Source organism: Povalibacter uvarum, from assembly GCF_014202975.1.
GTDB lineage: Bacteria > Pseudomonadota > Gammaproteobacteria > Steroidobacterales > Steroidobacteraceae > Steroidobacter > Steroidobacter uvarum.
Genome location: NZ_JACHHZ010000002.1, coordinates 322,819 through 337,751 on the forward strand (window position 1 = coordinate 322,819; position 14,933 = coordinate 337,751).

Annotated in this window: 13 protein-coding genes; 6 read left to right on the plus strand and 7 right to left on the minus strand. The window is 63.5% G+C overall.

Annotation, left to right across the window (positions count from 1 at the left end; all coding sequences use genetic code 11):
- The first annotated feature begins 88 nt into the window (after positions 1–88).
- Positions 89–574, plus strand: coding sequence for a sigma-70 family RNA polymerase sigma factor (locus tag HNQ60_RS07700; RefSeq protein WP_184330463.1), 486 nt, complete (start codon positions 89–91; stop codon positions 572–574).
- Positions 575–579: 5 nt separating this feature from the next.
- Positions 580–1,314: an anti-sigma factor family protein gene (locus tag HNQ60_RS07705; protein WP_184330464.1), complete on the plus strand. Its 735-nt coding sequence runs from the start codon at positions 580–582 to the stop codon at positions 1,312–1,314.
- Between the two features lie 50 nt (positions 1,315–1,364).
- Here the strand turns inward: HNQ60_RS07705 and HNQ60_RS07710 are convergent, their stop codons facing one another.
- Both HNQ60_RS07710 and HNQ60_RS07715 read right to left on the minus strand, forming a co-directional pair.
- Complete coding sequence (locus tag HNQ60_RS07710; RefSeq protein ID WP_322096848.1) at positions 1,365–1,835, minus strand: Dps family protein; 471 nt, start codon at positions 1,833–1,835, stop codon at positions 1,365–1,367.
- Positions 1,836–2,036: 201 nt separating this feature from the next.
- Positions 2,037–2,423 carry a VOC family protein gene (locus HNQ60_RS07715; protein WP_184330466.1) on the minus strand — a complete coding sequence of 129 codons (387 nt, stop codon included), beginning with the start codon at positions 2,421–2,423 and terminating at the stop codon, positions 2,037–2,039.
- 168 nt (positions 2,424–2,591) lie between these two features.
- Here HNQ60_RS07715 and HNQ60_RS07720 point away from each other — a divergent pair, with 168 nt between their 5' ends.
- Both HNQ60_RS07720 and ppc read left to right on the plus strand, forming a co-directional pair.
- Positions 2,592–4,121 carry a phospholipase D-like domain-containing protein gene (locus HNQ60_RS07720; protein ID WP_184330467.1) on the plus strand — a complete coding sequence of 510 codons (1,530 nt, stop codon included), beginning with the start codon at positions 2,592–2,594 and terminating at the stop codon, positions 4,119–4,121.
- A 184-nt stretch (positions 4,122–4,305) separates the two neighbouring features.
- Positions 4,306–6,984 carry a phosphoenolpyruvate carboxylase gene (gene ppc / locus HNQ60_RS07725; RefSeq protein ID WP_184330468.1) on the plus strand — a complete coding sequence of 893 codons (2,679 nt, stop codon included), beginning with the start codon at positions 4,306–4,308 and terminating at the stop codon, positions 6,982–6,984.
- Between the two features lie 85 nt (positions 6,985–7,069).
- On the opposite strand, the gene HNQ60_RS07730 is transcribed toward ppc, so the two are convergent.
- The 4 genes from HNQ60_RS07730 to HNQ60_RS07745 form a co-directional block, all read right to left on the minus strand.
- Complete coding sequence (locus HNQ60_RS07730; protein WP_184330469.1) at positions 7,070–7,699, minus strand: ABC-type transport auxiliary lipoprotein family protein; 630 nt, start codon at positions 7,697–7,699, stop codon at positions 7,070–7,072.
- Positions 7,700–7,767: 68 nt separating this feature from the next.
- Positions 7,768–8,703: an MlaD family protein gene (locus tag HNQ60_RS07735; RefSeq protein ID WP_184330470.1), complete on the minus strand. Its 936-nt coding sequence runs from the start codon at positions 8,701–8,703 to the stop codon at positions 7,768–7,770.
- Positions 8,704–8,768: 65 nt separating this feature from the next.
- On the minus strand, positions 8,769–9,518 hold the full coding sequence (locus HNQ60_RS07740) for an ABC transporter ATP-binding protein (protein ID WP_322096849.1): 750 nt from the start codon (positions 9,516–9,518) through the stop codon (positions 8,769–8,771).
- 127 nt (positions 9,519–9,645) lie between these two features.
- Positions 9,646–10,767: an MlaE family lipid ABC transporter permease subunit gene (locus tag HNQ60_RS07745; RefSeq protein ID WP_184330472.1), complete on the minus strand. Its 1,122-nt coding sequence runs from the start codon at positions 10,765–10,767 to the stop codon at positions 9,646–9,648.
- Between the two features lie 207 nt (positions 10,768–10,974).
- Here HNQ60_RS07745 and HNQ60_RS07750 point away from each other — a divergent pair, with 207 nt between their 5' ends.
- Positions 10,975–12,069 carry a mechanosensitive ion channel family protein gene (locus tag HNQ60_RS07750; RefSeq protein ID WP_184330473.1) on the plus strand — a complete coding sequence of 365 codons (1,095 nt, stop codon included), beginning with the start codon at positions 10,975–10,977 and terminating at the stop codon, positions 12,067–12,069.
- A gap of 16 nt (positions 12,070–12,085) precedes the next feature.
- Here the strand turns inward: HNQ60_RS07750 and HNQ60_RS07755 are convergent, their stop codons facing one another.
- Entirely contained in the window at positions 12,086–13,498 is a 1,413-nt protein-coding gene (locus tag HNQ60_RS07755) for an alpha,alpha-trehalose-phosphate synthase (UDP-forming) (protein ID WP_184330474.1), read from the minus strand.
- Positions 13,499–13,818: 320 nt separating this feature from the next.
- Here HNQ60_RS07755 and HNQ60_RS07760 point away from each other — a divergent pair, with 320 nt between their 5' ends.
- Positions 13,819–14,796: a malate dehydrogenase gene (locus tag HNQ60_RS07760; RefSeq protein ID WP_184330475.1), complete on the plus strand. Its 978-nt coding sequence runs from the start codon at positions 13,819–13,821 to the stop codon at positions 14,794–14,796.
- Positions 14,797–14,933: the final 137 nt, after the last annotated feature.

The window sequence follows — 14,933 nt, forward strand, 5'->3', positions numbered from 1 at the left end:
GACGCTGTGCCGCCGGTCGGCGACAATTCCGCTTCGGGACGGAAGAAATCCCCGCTCCCGGTCGTCCTTCCAGTAACAGTGGTGACAGATGCCCACATCGGTCGATCAGGTCCGCGAGCAGCTCGTGGGCGCCTTGCCGCGCCTGCGACGGTTCGCCCGTACGCTGACACGCAATGTCGCGGACGCCGATGACCTGGTGCAGATCGCCGTGGAGCGAGCGCTGCTCAAGTTCGATCAATGGCGTCCGGAGTCGCGATTCGAGAGCTGGATGTTCGGGATCATTCGCAATGCGTGGATCGACGAAGTGCGCTCGCGACGCCGCCAGGATCGCGTGTTCCTCCCCGAGGAGAGCGGCGAGAACGTGGGCGACGCGAGCAACGAGGCACAGACAACGCGGTTGTCGATGCAGCGCGCATTGATGGCGTTGCCCGAAGAGCAGCGCGAGGCGATCGCGCTGGTGCTGATCGAAGGCCTTTCCTACAAGGAAGCCTCCGATCTGCTCGGGATTCCGATGGGAACTTTGACGAGTCGCCTCGCGCGTGGCCGCGAGGCAATGCAAGCCAACCTGAGTTGAAGACGATGAAGTTCAGCGATGAAATCCTGATGGCCTACGCAGACGGCGAGCTCGACGCCGCGACGCGCACCGCCATCGAGGAAGCGATGGCGAACGATCCGCGGATCGCACAGGCAATCGAGCGTCATCGCAGCCTGGGCCGCGATCTGCGCTCGGCGTTCGATCCGATGCTCGATGAGCCAATGCCAGAGAAGCTTGTGATTGCTGCGACCACGGCGCCGGCTACCAAGCCGGCGGATGTCGTATCGATCGACGGCGCTCGCCGGCCGATCAAGCGCAGCTGGTCATGGCCCGAGTGGGGCGCAATGGCAGCGAGCCTCCTGATAGGCATCGTCATCACCCGACTGGTCACGAGCACCGACGACAATGTTGTCGCCCGGGACGGCCACATGTTCGCCGCGGGCACACTGGCGAACGCACTCGATCAGCAGGCAAGCGGTGCGTCAAGCGAGTCCGGCGTTCACGTCGCTATCACTTATCGCGCGAAGTCCGGCGACTACTGCCGCACGTTCACGATGGCGGAGCCTGCTGAGGTTGCAGGCATCGCCTGTCGTCAGGGCGATCAATGGCGACTGGATACGCTGGCCGGCGGCGAAAGCACTGAAGCCAGCAGCAACTATCGAATGGCCGGGACTGCGATGCCGCCGGCGATTCTCCAGACGGTGCAGGACTCGATCGCCGGTGAGGCGCTCGATGCGGCGCAGGAAGCTGCCGCACGCGAACGGGGCTGGAAAGAATAGCGAGCCCTCCGGCGATGCCGGAGGGACTGGCTCAGGGTCAAGACGCCCGACTATTTCTCCAGCAAGCTGCGCAGCATCCACGCCGTCTTCTCATGCAGCTGGATGCGCTGCGTCAGCAGATCCGCCGTCGCCTCATCGCCGGCCTTCTCGGCCACCGGGAAAATCTTTCGGGCCGTGCGCACGACTGCTTCCTGGCCTTCGACCAGCTGGCGGATCATGTCCTCGGCCTTCGGCACGCCTTCCGCTTCCTTGATCGACGAGAGCTTGCCGAACTCGGCATAGCTGCCCGGCGCAAAGCTGCCGAGGGCGCGGATACGTTCGGCGATCAGGTCGACCGCGGTGGAAAGCTCGGTGTACTGGGTCTCGAACATGAGATGCAGCGTCTGGAACATCGGTCCAGTGACGTTCCAGTGAAACTTGTGCGTCTTGAGATAGAGCGTGTAGCTGTCGGCCAGCAGGTGCGACAGGCCTTCGGCCACTTTCACGCGTTGTTTTTCGGGAATGCCGATATCGATCTTCACGAGCCGTCTCCTCAATCAATGAAACATCAATGAAATATCCAAGCCTTCGATTCGTCGTTCCCGCGAAAGCGGGAATCCATCCGGATCGGACGGGATGGACTCCCGCCTGCGCGGGAGTGACGAAGACACCGTAACCGTACGCCGCGCCACTTCGCCGGTGCAACAGCCGGCAACGATAGCGGGCAGCGACAGAATCGATCTCTACGCCGCGTCGTGGCACACCGCTTCGATGTTGTGGCCGTCCGGATCGAGCACGAACGCGCCGTAGTAGTTCGCGTGATAGTGGGGACGCATGCCAGGCGGACCGTTGTCGCGCCCGCCCGCGGCGATCGCAGCCTCGTAGAACTTGTCGACCAGCCCGCGATTCGCGACCCGGAACGCGATGTGGATCGGCGGATCGTTCGGCTTGCCCTTGCCGATCCAGAAATCCGGCTTCGGCGGCACGCCGAACCCGGCCCCGGCGAAGCCGCCCGTATCTTCCGGCTTCAACTCCATCAACATCCGGTAGCCGATGGGCTCGAGCGCAGCGAGGTAGAACGCTTTGCTGCGGGCAAAGTCGCTGACCGAAAGTCCTGTGTGATCGATCATGGTCGTCCTCCTGGCGAAGCACCGACTTTAGCCCATCTGCATGGCGCCCCGTTTGTCTCCGCGTGCTGTGATGCATCCGGTGACACAAACGTCATCGGGCCGGCAGGGTTCCATTCGTTGGGCTGCGAACCTGCGACGGGCCGCACAGTGCGGCAGGCTCCGGCGTGGATGCCTGGAAGACTCGGCTACAATCCGCGCGACATGGACAACAACGAAGCGGACGCAACACCTCGCCGGCGGTTTCGCAAACGGTGGATCTTCTGGGGGTTCGTGGCGATCTGGGTGGCGGTCGGCCTCTGGCAGACCACCAAACCGATGCCAGCGGGCACCCAGCAGAAAACACCGCCCGTGGCAGTCGATGTCGCGAACGTGAAGTTCCTGGCGGACCTGACGTACAACGACCCTCGCGGCCAGCTCTTGTACGAACAGCGCGTCTTCGACCAGATCCTGCGGATCATCGATGAAGCGCAGACGTTCATCGTCGCCGACTTCTTCCTGTTCAACGACCTGATGGGAGCAGCCGATGCGCCGTACCGGACGCTGAGCCGCGAACTTGGCGATCGACTGATCGCGCGCAAGGCGGCGCAGCCGGGTTTGTCGGTCCTGCTCGTCACCGATCCGATCAACGACGTTTACGGCGGCGCCGAATCGCAGCTGCTGGAGCGGCTGCGCAATGCGGGCATCAACGTCGTCACGACCGACCTCGAAAAGCTGCGCGATTCGAACCCCGGCTATTCCTCGCTCTGGCGGATGTTCGGTCAGTGGTGGGGCAACTCGCCCGGCGGCGATGCGATGCCGAATCCTTTCGACACGGAGCCGGCGCGCGTGAGCTTTCGAAGCTGGCTGGCGCTCCTCAACTTCAAGGCGAATCATCGCAAGCTCATCGTCGCGGACCGTGCTGACAGTCAGGTCGTCGCGCTGGTGACCTCCGCCAATCCGCACGATGCGAGCAGCGCGCATTCCAACGTCGCGGTGGAGTTCGTGGGCGGACCCGCGCTCGATGTCGTCGAAAGCGAACTCGGGATCGCACGCTTCTCCGGTTGGGACGGCCACATCCTCGCTTCGGCGCCGGCTGCGGAGCCCGTTGCGCCAGAACGCGCGGTGCAGTTGTCCTTCATCACCGAGGGATCGATTCGCGATCACCTCGTGAACGCAATCGACCATGCGCGCAACGGTGATGCCGTTCGCATCGCCACGTTCTATCTGAGCGACCGCAAGGTCGTCGAATCGCTGCTGCAGGCCGCGAAGCGCAACGTATCGGTCCAGCTCATCCTCGATCCCAATCGCGACGCTTTCGGTCGCCAGAAGGATGGCGTCCCCAATCGACCCGTGGCCAACGAACTGGTCACGAAGAGCGACGGCCAGATACAGGTGCGCTGGTACCGGACGCACGGCGAGCAATTCCATACGAAGGTCGCGATGGTCACCCAGGGCGATCGCCTGATCGCATCCGTGGGCTCCGCCAACCTCACGCGCCGCAACATCGGCAACTACAACCTCGAAGCCAACGTCGCACTGGAGATGGGCAAGGACTCACCGCTCGCGCTCGAGATGGTCGCGTACTTCGACCGGCTCTGGACCAACCAGGGCCCGCCCGGCACGGAGTTCACCTCCGCCTTCGGCGTCTACGAAGACAAGGACTCACGCAGGTACTGGCGGTATCGGTTCATGGAAGCCACCGGGCTCAGTACTTTCTGATCCGAGAGGAAGGAGATTTCACACGGAGATCACGGAGTACACGGAGTTCGTCAGAGCCCGATCTTCTTGCCCTCCGTGAACTCCGTGTGAAATCCGACTCCGACTCCGACTCCGTATCCGCCTCTGATTCCCTCCCCGGTCGGCTTCTTGCATGGTGCACAATGCGCGCCTCCCGGAGACTGCCATGAACACCGTCGTCAAACCGATTACCCAGAACGCTGACATCCGCTACCTCGGCAAGCTGCTCGGGGATGTCATTCGCGCTTATGGCGGTAGCGAGCTGTTCCAGCGGATCGAGGGAATTCGCGCCAGCTCGGTCGATCGCTATCGCGGCATTGCGGATCCGACTGCGCTGGCGCGCGGTCTCGATGCGCTGAATCTCGACGACACGCTCGCCTTCGTGCGCAGCTTCATGCTGTTCTCGATGCTCGCGAACCTCGCTGAGGACCGGCAGGGACGGCTGAACGAATCGGGGCATGACGTCGCCTCCACGCTCAAGCATCTCGCTGAACAGGGAATCTCCGCGGAGCAGGCTGCGGTCCTGCTCGATCACTCGCTCATCGTGCCCGTGCTGACCGCGCATCCGACGGAAGTCATGCGCAAGAGCATGATCGATCATCGCAACCACATCGCCGAGCTGATGCGGCATCGCGACCTCGGACGACAGGAATCCCCCGAAGGCGATGACATCGAGCGGGCAATCCTGCGTCAGATCGCGCTGCTGTGGCAGACAAGACCGCTGCGGCGTGAACGCCTCTACGTTGCGGATGAAGTCGAGATCGCGCTGACGTATCTGCGGGACATCTTCCTGCCGGTGCTGCCAGCTCTGTATTCGCGATGGGAACGCGCGCTCGGTCATCGTCCGAAGAGCTTCCTGCGGCTCGGCAGCTGGATCGGCGGCGATCGCGACGGCAATCCGAACGTAGTCGCGGATTCGCTGCGCCTCGCACTCGGGCGCTCATCGCAGTCCGTGCTCGAGAGTTATCTCGATCATCTTCATGCGCTCGGCCAGGAACTGTCGCTCTCGACCGAGCTCGCAACCGCAAGCGATGCGGTGATGGCACTCGCCGAACAGAGTGCGGATGCGAGTCCCGGGCGCGCCGACGAGCCGTATCGTCGCGCGGTCATCGCGATCTACAACAGACTCGCGGCGACCTATCAGAGGCTGCAGGGTCATGTGCCGCCGCGGCCGGCCTCAGCGGCCGGCGAACCTTATGCGACTGCCGATGCGCTGCGAGCCGATCTGGTCGCGCTCGCTCTTTCGCTGCGCGAAGGCGGCGCCGGTTTGCTGGCGACAGGAGGCGCGCTCGGTCGATTGATCCGCGCAGTCGAGACTTTCGGATTTCATCTGGCGACGCTCGACCTGCGCCAGAACTCCGACGTGCACGCGCGGGTGGTTGCGGACCTGCTCAAGGTCGCGGGCGTCGCGAACGATTATCTGTCGCTCGATGAAGCAGGTCGTGTCGAGCTGCTGCGCCGAGAACTCGCGAGCGAGCGTCTGCTGGCCAGCCCGTTCGCTTCCTACGCGGATGAAACGAAGTCGGAGCTGTCCATCGTGCGCGCGGCTGCGCAGGCGCACGAGATGTACGGGCCCGCAGCGATCACGACGTACATCATCTCGAAGTGCGAGAGCGTGTCCGACATGCTCGAAGTGAACGTGCTGCTGAAGGAAGCCGGACTGTATCGCCCAGTCGATCCGGGTGCCGCGGCGATCATGGTCGTGCCGTTGTTCGAAACGATCGGCGATCTCGAGCGCTCCGCGAACATCATGCGCGCCTGGCTTGCGCTGCCCGAGATCCGTCAGGCCGCGGATCGGCGCGGATATCAGGAAGTGATGGTGGGCTACTCCGATTCGAACAAGGACGGTGGCTATCTCACGTCGGTGTGGAGCCTGAATCGCGCCACGCGCGAGCTCGCCGCTGCATTCGCGGAGACGCAGACGAAGATGCAGATCTTCCACGGTCGCGGCGGTGCCGTAGGTCGCGGCGGTGGCTCCTCGTTCGACGCGATCCGTGCGCAGCCGACGGGCACGGTTCAGGGCCGCATCCGCATCACTGAGCAAGGCGAAGTGATTGCAGCGAAGTACGGCACGAGAGAAGGAGCCGCACTGAATCTCGAGTCGATCGCGTCAGCAACGCTACTGTCGTCTGCTTCCACTGCACCAGCACCTGCGCAAGGGCCGTCTCGCTATGCACAGGCAATGGACTCGATCTCGAAGGGCGCATTCCGCGCGTATCGCGAACTCGTCTACGAAACAGACGGTTTCAAGACGTTCTTTCGGCAGATGACGCCGCTGCTCGAGATCGCGGAGCTGAAGATCGGCTCACGGCCGGCGTCGCGCACCAAGTCCGATCGCATCGAGGATCTGCGCGCAATTCCGTGGGTATTCAGCTGGGCACAGGCGCGCGTCATGTTGCCGGGCTGGTATGGCGTCGGCCATGCGCTGCATTCGTTCCCCGACCAGGCGTTGCTGCAAGAGATGGCGCAGGGCTGGCCGTTCTTCAAAGCAACGCTCGACAACCTGGAGATGGTGCTCGCGAAGTCCGACATGGCAATCGCGCAGCGCTACACGACGCTCGTGCAGGACGCCGCACTTGCCGAGCGCATCTTCGATCGCATTCGCAGCGGCTGGACCCAGACCCACGATTGCCTGCTCGGCATCACGGGTCAGTCGCGGTTGCTGGAGAAGAACCCGGTGCTTGATGCGTCGATCCGGCTGCGGCTGCCGTACATCGAGCCGCTCAATCTGCTGCAGGTGGAATTGCTCAAACGTCATCGGGCCGGCGAGACGGATGCCCGCGTGCGCGAAGGGATTCAGCTGTCGATCAACGCTGTCGCGACGGCGCTGCGCAACAGCGGTTGAACCTGGACCTGAAATCGGAGGCCCGGAACCGGATTCTCCACGGGGGGCACGGGGAATCACTCATGAAGATCATGAGTGGCGAGAACTAGACCCCGGCGCGTGTGTCAGGAGGGTTCGCTGCGCGATCGCGCGCAACTGCGTCCGCGGTTCGCTGGACCAGATCGAGTGAGAGCTGCTGCATCACTGATTCGAAGGCCGATGCGACCGAGCCGAGACGATTCTCCGTGGCGGGGCGCGTACCCGCGGCGGAGATCGTATCCACGAGTTTTCGGTCGCGTATCCGGATCAGCCGACCCACCAGGGTGACTCTCACCGTGGGAGCCGTGGCGGTACCGTACTCGGCCTGGAAATCGCGCACCTCCACGTCGAAGAGGTATTCGCCGGCAATGCGCGCCTGCTCGGCCGCGACACTGTGGAAGCGCTTCTGGTCGCCGAACGCCGCCACGAGGAACGACTGCACCGTCTCGACAACGCTGCCGCTCCACAGCGCGCCGCGGTAGTAGTCGAGCTCATGCCCCCGGATCGCTGCGATCTGATCGGTATCAAGACCCGGCGCAACGTCAGGCCTGCCGATCGACAAACTCACTTCCGAAGCCGCCGAGGAAACCGCTGCAGCCGCTGGCGCCGGCGGCGCAATCACGTAGCGCGTCGGCGCCGGCAGCTTGCTTTCGAACAGCGAGCCCCCGCAAGCGGACAGCAAAGTGAATAGCGCCACGACGACAGCACGCGAAGTCCGTTTCCGCCTCTTGCCAACCGCCAACCGCCAACCGCTAACCGCTTCTCTCATTTCGCTATCTCGATGCCGCTCACCGGCGGTTCATACAGGATCTGCGACGGGTTCTCCTGCAGGCTGCGCGACAGATCGCGGAATTCGCGCGCCGCCGATCGCGTCTCGCGCACGAGGCGTTCCAGTTCGAACAGTCCCGTGTTGGCGAAGTGTCCGAGCTGCACTTCGCTGTCGCGGCTGAGCCGATCGATTCGCGCGGACGCCTGCGCCAGATTGTCCGCGACGACACCGATCTTCTCGACCGCCTGCTTGATCTCCGGCCTGACGTCGGTCGTGATGCCGCGCAATCCTTCCGCCGCGGCGTGGATCTCCACGGCGGTCGCCTGCACTTCGGCGACCAGTGTCTCGATGTTGCGTGCGGTCGCTGGCAGTCCCTTGGAGGCTTCGCGGAGATTCGCCATCGTCTGCGAAAGGTTGTCGAGATTCTCGTCCGACAGGACCCGCCCCACCCGCTCGAGCAGGGAATTCGCTCGCGACATCAGCTCCGGAAGGCTCGCGATGAAAGTATCGAAATCGGAGGCGACGGATTCGATCACGGGATAGCGATGGCCCTGCTTGAGGTCCGCCGACTTGTTCACGTCGGGGACTTCCTTGAGATTCACGTACAGCAGTCCGGTGACGCCCTGCAGACCCAGGCTCGCGCGTGTAGCGGAGGAAATCGGCGCGGCGCGATCAATCTCCGCGACGACGACGACACGCCCCGGATTGTCGTGGTCGATATCGATGCGCCGGACGCGACCGACATCGACGCCGAGATAGCGCACGGGACCGCCACGCTCGAGGCCGCTCACGCTGCCGGCGAAATAGATCTCGTACAGCTCGTAGTCCTTGCGGTCGCGCGCATCCGTGTACCAGAGCACGAATCCCACGCCCATCGCGATGACGAGCAGGATGAAGGCACCGACGGCGACGTAGTTGGCTTCGCGTTCCATGGGAGAAGAGGCCGCGAGCCGCTAGCTGCGAGCCGCCAGCCAGAAGGAAGAGGCAAGAGCAGAGATCATTTTTCGTCCTTTGGGGCTTGCACCGCGCGGGCGCGCGGCCCATGAAAGTACTCTTGGATCCACGGATGGGGGTTGGCCATGATGCCTTCGAGCGTATCGGCCACGATTTTCTTGTCAATCAGCACGGCAACCCGGTCGCAGGTCGTGACCAGCGTATCCAGGTCGTGCGTGATCATGACGACCGTGAGATGCAGGCCGCGCTGCAGGTACAGCACGAGCTGGTCGAACTCCGCCGCCGAGATGGGGTCAAGCCCCGCGGTCGGCTCATCCAGGAACAACAGGGTCGGATCGAGGGCCAGCGCTCGTGCGAGCGCGGCTCGCTTGACCATGCCGCCGGACAGTTGCGACGGCAGTTTCGTACAAGCGTCCGCCGAAAGCCCGACCATCGCGAGGCGCAGCTTCGCGAGCGCATCGAGCGCTTCTTCCGATGCCTTGTAGTACTCATGAATCGGCAGCTGGATGTTCTGGGCAACCGTCAGCGAGCTGAAAAGCGCACCGTGCTGGAACGTGACGCCGTAACGACGCTTCACCGCCAGCAGTTCCTCATTGGACATCTTCATGATGTCCTTGCCCTCGATCAGCACCTCGCCCGCATTCGGCCGATGCAGCCCGAGCATCGTCCGCAGCAGCACCGACTTCCCGCTGCCCGATCCGCCCACGATACCGAGCACTTCGCCGGGATAGACGTCGAGACTGACGCCGTCGTGAACGACCTGGCGCCCGAAACGGTTGACGACGTTGCGCACCGAAATCACCGGGGCACCACGCGCAGCCGAATTGGCCGCTTCCTCCGGCCTCCTCACCCTCTGATTCTGTTGTCTCTCCGCCATCTGTCTCTGGCTCGCAGCTCGTCGCTACTTGCTCGCCGCCTCTTCAAAAATCCAGCTGCACATAAACCACCGCAAACACCGCATCCGCGAAGATCACCAGGAAGATCGATTGCACGACGGCAACGGTCGTCAACCGGCCGAGTTCCCTCGACGAGTCGCGCACCTGCATGCCGCGGTACGTGCCTACCATTGCGATGAGCAGCGCAAACACCGGCGCTTTGATCAGGCCGGCCCAGAACGTCGTCGGCGCCAGCGCCGCCTGCACGCGCGGGATGAACTGTGTGAGTGAGATATCGAGCAGCAAGGACGACAGCAGCGCACCCCCGGCCAATCCCATCGCATCGGCGATGATCGTGAGCAGCGGCAACGCGATGACCAATCCGATCACCCTCGGTAGTACGAGCACTTCGAAATAGTCGACGCCCATCGATTGCAACGCGTCGACTTCCTCATTGAGCCGCATGACGCCGATCTCGGCGGCAAACGCGCTGCCGGAACGACCTGCGACGATGATGGCGGTCAACAGCACGCCCATCTCGCGCAGCACCGCGATCGCAACGAGATCGACGGTGTAGATCTCCGCGCCGAACTGCTGCAATTGCTGAGCGCCGAGATACGCCACGATGACGCTGATCAGGAATGCGATCAGCGACACGATCGGGATCGCCTGGATGCCGGTCTCGTAGACGTGTCGCGCGATCGACGGAATGCGCAGGCTCCGCAAGCTGCGCAGCGAACGGCCGAGTGTCAGCGAAACGTGTCCGAAGAAGCCAACGGCGTCGCGAGTCTGGATCCCTTGCTGGACGGCACGCCGTCCGATCCACGCAAGGCCATCGCGCAGCGGCGCCGCATCCTCATCGGAAGTCCTGACCGGCGCGCATTCGCGTTCGGCCATCTCTTTGAGGAAATGGAACACTTCGGGCTGCTGGCCGGAAAACTCGACGTTCGCCCCGGCTGTGCGCAGCGCGTCGAGGCGCTGATGCAGGAGCCAGGCACCGGACATGTCGAATTTCGAGACGCCGCTGCCATCGACATGCACAGTGCCCTTGCCGTCGGCCGGTATTTCGGCCACCGCAGCCTCGACCTCGCGGATATTCTCGATACACCAGTCACCGCTCAGCCGCAGTGTCAGGGAATCGCCGGATTGTTGTGATTCGAGTAGCACGTGGCAGTCGGGTCCCGATCGGACGGGTCGCGTGGATCGTAGCAGAGGGCGCGCGGCCGCAGGGGAAGCCGACATCGCCGGGAACAAAGGCCCCCTCGCAGGCATCCTCTCCGGAATATCCACGGGGCAGCGCCGCGATTTGTATCGATGTGCTCAGCGTTTATCATCGCGACCCCTGCGCCGCCCTGACAATGCCCGGAGAGATGAATGACCGAGGTCACCGAGCTCCTCGACCAGACCTATTTCGACAACACCGTGTGGCAGTGGACCCTCGCCGCGGGCCTGTTGGTGGGTGTCTTCCTCGTGACGATGCTGATCCGGCGCATTGTTCGCGCACGCTATGAGCGACTGGCGGCGACGCCGCAGACCGAGCTGCTGGAACTGCCCTTCAAGGTGGCAAGCCACACGGGCGTGTTCTTCCTGATCATCCTTTCGCTCTACATCGCATCGACCGTTCTGACGCTGCCTCCGAAAGTCGCAAGGCTGCTGCTGACGCTGCTCACCATCAGCGCCTTCTGGCAGGTCGGCATCTGGATCAGCACGGCAGTCACGGCGTGGCTCATGCGCAAGCAGGCGGACGCCTTGCAGCACGATCGAGCGGCCGCGGGCTCCTTCGGCATCATCAGCTTCGTGGTGCGCGCGCTGATCTGGACGATCGTGCTGCTGCTCACTCTCGACAACCTCGGCGTCAATATCACAGCGCTCGTCACCGGCCTCGGCATCGGCGGCATAGCAGTCGCACTGGCCGTCCAGAACGTGCTGGGCGATCTGCTCGGGTCGCTGTCGATCACGCTCGATCGGCCGTTCGTCGTGGGCGACGCCATCGCGGTCGATGACATCAACGGCACGGTCGAACAGATCGGCATCAAGAGCGTGCGCCTGCGCAGCGTCAACGGTGAACAGATCGTCATGTCGAATGCGGATCTGCTGAAGAGCCGCCTGCGCAATTTCGGCAGAATGCGTGAGCGCCGCATTGCGTTCACCATCGGCGTCGCACTCGACTCGCCGCCCGACAGGCTCAAGAAGATTCCAGGCGCCCTGCGCGCAATCGTGGAATCGCACGAGAACACACGATTCGACCGCTCGCACTTCTCACGCATCGGTGCCGGTTCGCTCGATTTCGAAACGGTCTACTTCGTGACCACGCCCGCCTACGGGGTCTACATGGACATCCAGCAGGACATCAATCTGCGGATCATCGAGATGCTGGACAAGGAGGACCTCGAGCTCGCGGTTCCAGTGCAGCGTGTCTGGCAGCACGCTAACGCGGCCCTGGATGCCGGCCCCGAGGCCGATAAATAAGGAAGCGCGAGCGGCCTCAGCTCCCGTTTCCAATCGCCCTCACGCGCGTATCCGTTCCATCTGCCTTCTCCAGCGCCTCCACGAAGCGGCGTGACCACGATGCAATGTCGTTGCGCTTCAACGTCTGCAACATCGCAGCGTGACGTTCGCGCCGTTCCGGCAGCGGCATCGACAAGGCGGCCTGGATCGCATGACCCACCGCGCGACTGTCATAGGGATTCACGAGCAGCGCTGAATTGAGCTCTCGCGCGGCGCCGGCGAGCGTCGAGAGGACCAGGACACCGGGATCGTCCGCATTCTGGGCTGCGACGAATTCCTTCGCGACGAGGTTCATGCCGTCGCGCAGCGGCGTGACGATGCCCACATGCGCGGAGCGGAGCAGCCCCATGAGCGTCGAGTGCGGGAAGTTGCGATTCAGATACCGGATGGGTGTCCAGTCCGTATCGGCGAACCGGCCATTCGTTCGTCCGGCCGCCTGCTCGAGCGCCTGGCGAATCTCGACGTACGCTTTCACGTCGCTGCGCGACAGCGGCGCGATCTGCAGATAAGTGATGCGGCCGGAGTTCTCGGGATAGGTCTCGAGAAAGTGCTGATATGCGGAGAAGCGCTCCGGGAGTCCCTTGCTGTAGTCCAGCCGGTCGACACCCACCATCAGGTGGCGGCCCATGAGACTGTCGTACATGCGGCGGACCACATCCGACGACATGGCTTCGACCGCCTCGTTCTGCACGCTCGCGACGTCGACACCGATCGGGAACACGTCAGCCCGGAGCACCCTGTCGCCGACGCGAATGCGACCGTCGCTGCGGATCGCTTCCGCGCCGAACAGGTGCTCGATGCCCGAATAGAACGCCTTCAGGTCGTTCTGCGTCTGGAAGCCGACGACATCGTAGTGAGTGAGATCGCGCAGCAGCTCGGCATACGTCGGCAGCACGCGCAGCATTTCGATGTTGGGAAACGGAATGTGCAGGAAGAAGCCGAGCGGTCGACGCACTCCCGCTTCGCGCAGCTGCCGGCCGAGCGGGATCAGGTGATAGTCGTGCACCCAGATGAGATCGCGCTCCTGCAGCAGCGGCAGCAGCTTCTGCGCGAACAGACGATTCACCGACTCGTACGCGTCGCGCTCTTCGACGCTGTAGCGCATGCCTCGCAGGAAGTAATGAAACAGCGGCCACAGCATCTGGTTCGAGTAGCCGTTGTAGTAGAGCTCGAAGTCGCGCGTCCTGAGATCGATCGTCGCGTAGGTCACGCCGTCGCGAATGAGCTGATCCGGATCACCAGGCTCGTGGCCGATGGTGTCGCCGCCCCAGCCGAACCAGAGTCCGCCGGTGCGCTTCAGCGCGCTCAGCACCCCCACCGCCAGACCGCCTGGTGCCGCGGATTTGCGCGGCAGACTGATTCGATTCGATACACAGACCAGGCGGCTCATGCCGGGGGACCTCCGCTAATTCTTGTCGGGCCGCCCGAATCGGCCCGTCAGCAGAACCAAAGGGCTCGCAGTCCGGAATTGTTCCGTTGCAGCGCGGGCTCGCCTGACCCGCTGCCAGGCGCCTTCCCCGGACCGGATTCTCTTTTTGTTTCAGTCTGTTGCCGGCTTTCTGGCAGACGACGGGCGGGCCGGCGACCCGTTCCTTTGGAAGGAATTGTGCGCGCGGCCCGTTTCCCCCGGGCCGCGGGGTATCGAGTTGGTTAGAATTCGCGCCCCGTTTTGCGCGGTAACCCCACGATCAGCTGGAGCTTAGGAATCCCATGAAGAGTCCCGTCAATGTCGCGATCACCGGCGCCGCCGGCCAGATCGGCTATGCCCTCGCCTTCCGCGTTGCGTCAGGACAGATGCTGGGCCCCGATCAGCCCGTCAACCTGCACCTGCTCGAAATCACGCCGGCCCTGGGTTCGCTGCAGGGCGTGGTGATGGAGCTCAACGATTGCGCGTTCCCGACGCTCAACAAGATCGTCGCGACGGATGACGCCAAGGTCGCGTTCAAGGATTGCAACGTCGCACTGCTGGTCGGCGCGCGGCCCCGCGGCCCGGGCATGGAACGCAAGGACCTGCTCCTGGCGAATGCGCAGATCTTCTCGGCGCAGGGCAAGGCCCTCGATGCCGTCGCTGATCGCAACGTGCGCGTGCTCGTCGTCGGCAACCCCGCGAACACGAACTCGCTGATCGCACAGCGCAATGCACCGAACCTCAATGCACGCAACTTCACCGCGATGGTCCGCCTCGATCACAACCGCGCGCTGTCGCAGTTGTCCGAGAAGACCGGCGTGCACTTCAACAACATCCGCAAGGCGATCATCTGGGGCAATCACTCGGCGACGCAGTACCCCGATCTGCATCATGCGACCGTCGACGGCAAGCCCGCGCTCTCGCTCGTCGATCAGAAGTGGTACGCCGAGACGTTCATCCCCGTCGTGCAGCAGCGCGGCGCAGCGATCATCAAGGCGCGCGGCGCTTCTTCAGCAGCATCTGCTGCATCCGCTGCGATCGATCACGTTCGCGATTGGGTGAAGGGCACGGCCGATGGCGACTGGGTCAGCATGGGCGTGCCGTCGGATGGCAGCTATGGAATTCCTGCTGGCGTGATCTATGGTTTCCCGGTCACGTGCAAGAACGGCGATTACCAGATCGTGCAGGGCCTCAGCGTGAACGACTTCAGCCGCCAGCGGATGGAAGCGACGCACAAGGAATTGCTGGAAGAGCGCGACGGAGTGAAAGAGCTGATCTAAGAGGCGACTGGCTTCTGGCGGCTGGCCAGAAAATAGAAACGGCGAGCGTGACGAGAGTCACCTCGCCGTTTTCTTTTTGGCGCATCGATGCGCGATTTGTCACATCCACGCGTCGTAGCCGGATTGTCCGACAGTGA

Excerpts from the sequence above, each read along its gene's own strand:
- HNQ60_RS07700 (WP_184330463.1), top strand. The coding sequence starts at position 89 with ATGCCCACATCGGTCGATCAGGTCCGCGAGCAGCTCGTGGGCGCCTTG.
- HNQ60_RS07705 (WP_184330464.1), top strand. The coding sequence starts at position 580 with ATGAAGTTCAGCGATGAAATCCTGATGGCCTACGCAGACGGCGAGCTC.
- HNQ60_RS07715 (WP_184330466.1), bottom strand. The coding sequence starts at position 2,423 with ATGATCGATCACACAGGACTTTCGGTCAGCGACTTTGCCCGCAGCAAA.
- HNQ60_RS07720 (WP_184330467.1), top strand. The coding sequence starts at position 2,592 with ATGCCTGGAAGACTCGGCTACAATCCGCGCGACATGGACAACAACGAA.
- ppc (WP_184330468.1), top strand. The coding sequence starts at position 4,306 with ATGAACACCGTCGTCAAACCGATTACCCAGAACGCTGACATCCGCTAC.
- HNQ60_RS07735 (WP_184330470.1), bottom strand. The coding sequence starts at position 8,703 with ATGGAACGCGAAGCCAACTACGTCGCCGTCGGTGCCTTCATCCTGCTC.
- HNQ60_RS07750 (WP_184330473.1), top strand. The coding sequence starts at position 10,975 with ATGACCGAGGTCACCGAGCTCCTCGACCAGACCTATTTCGACAACACC.
- HNQ60_RS07755 (WP_184330474.1), bottom strand. The coding sequence starts at position 13,498 with ATGAGCCGCCTGGTCTGTGTATCGAATCGAATCAGTCTGCCGCGCAAA.
- HNQ60_RS07760 (WP_184330475.1), top strand. The coding sequence starts at position 13,819 with ATGAAGAGTCCCGTCAATGTCGCGATCACCGGCGCCGCCGGCCAGATC.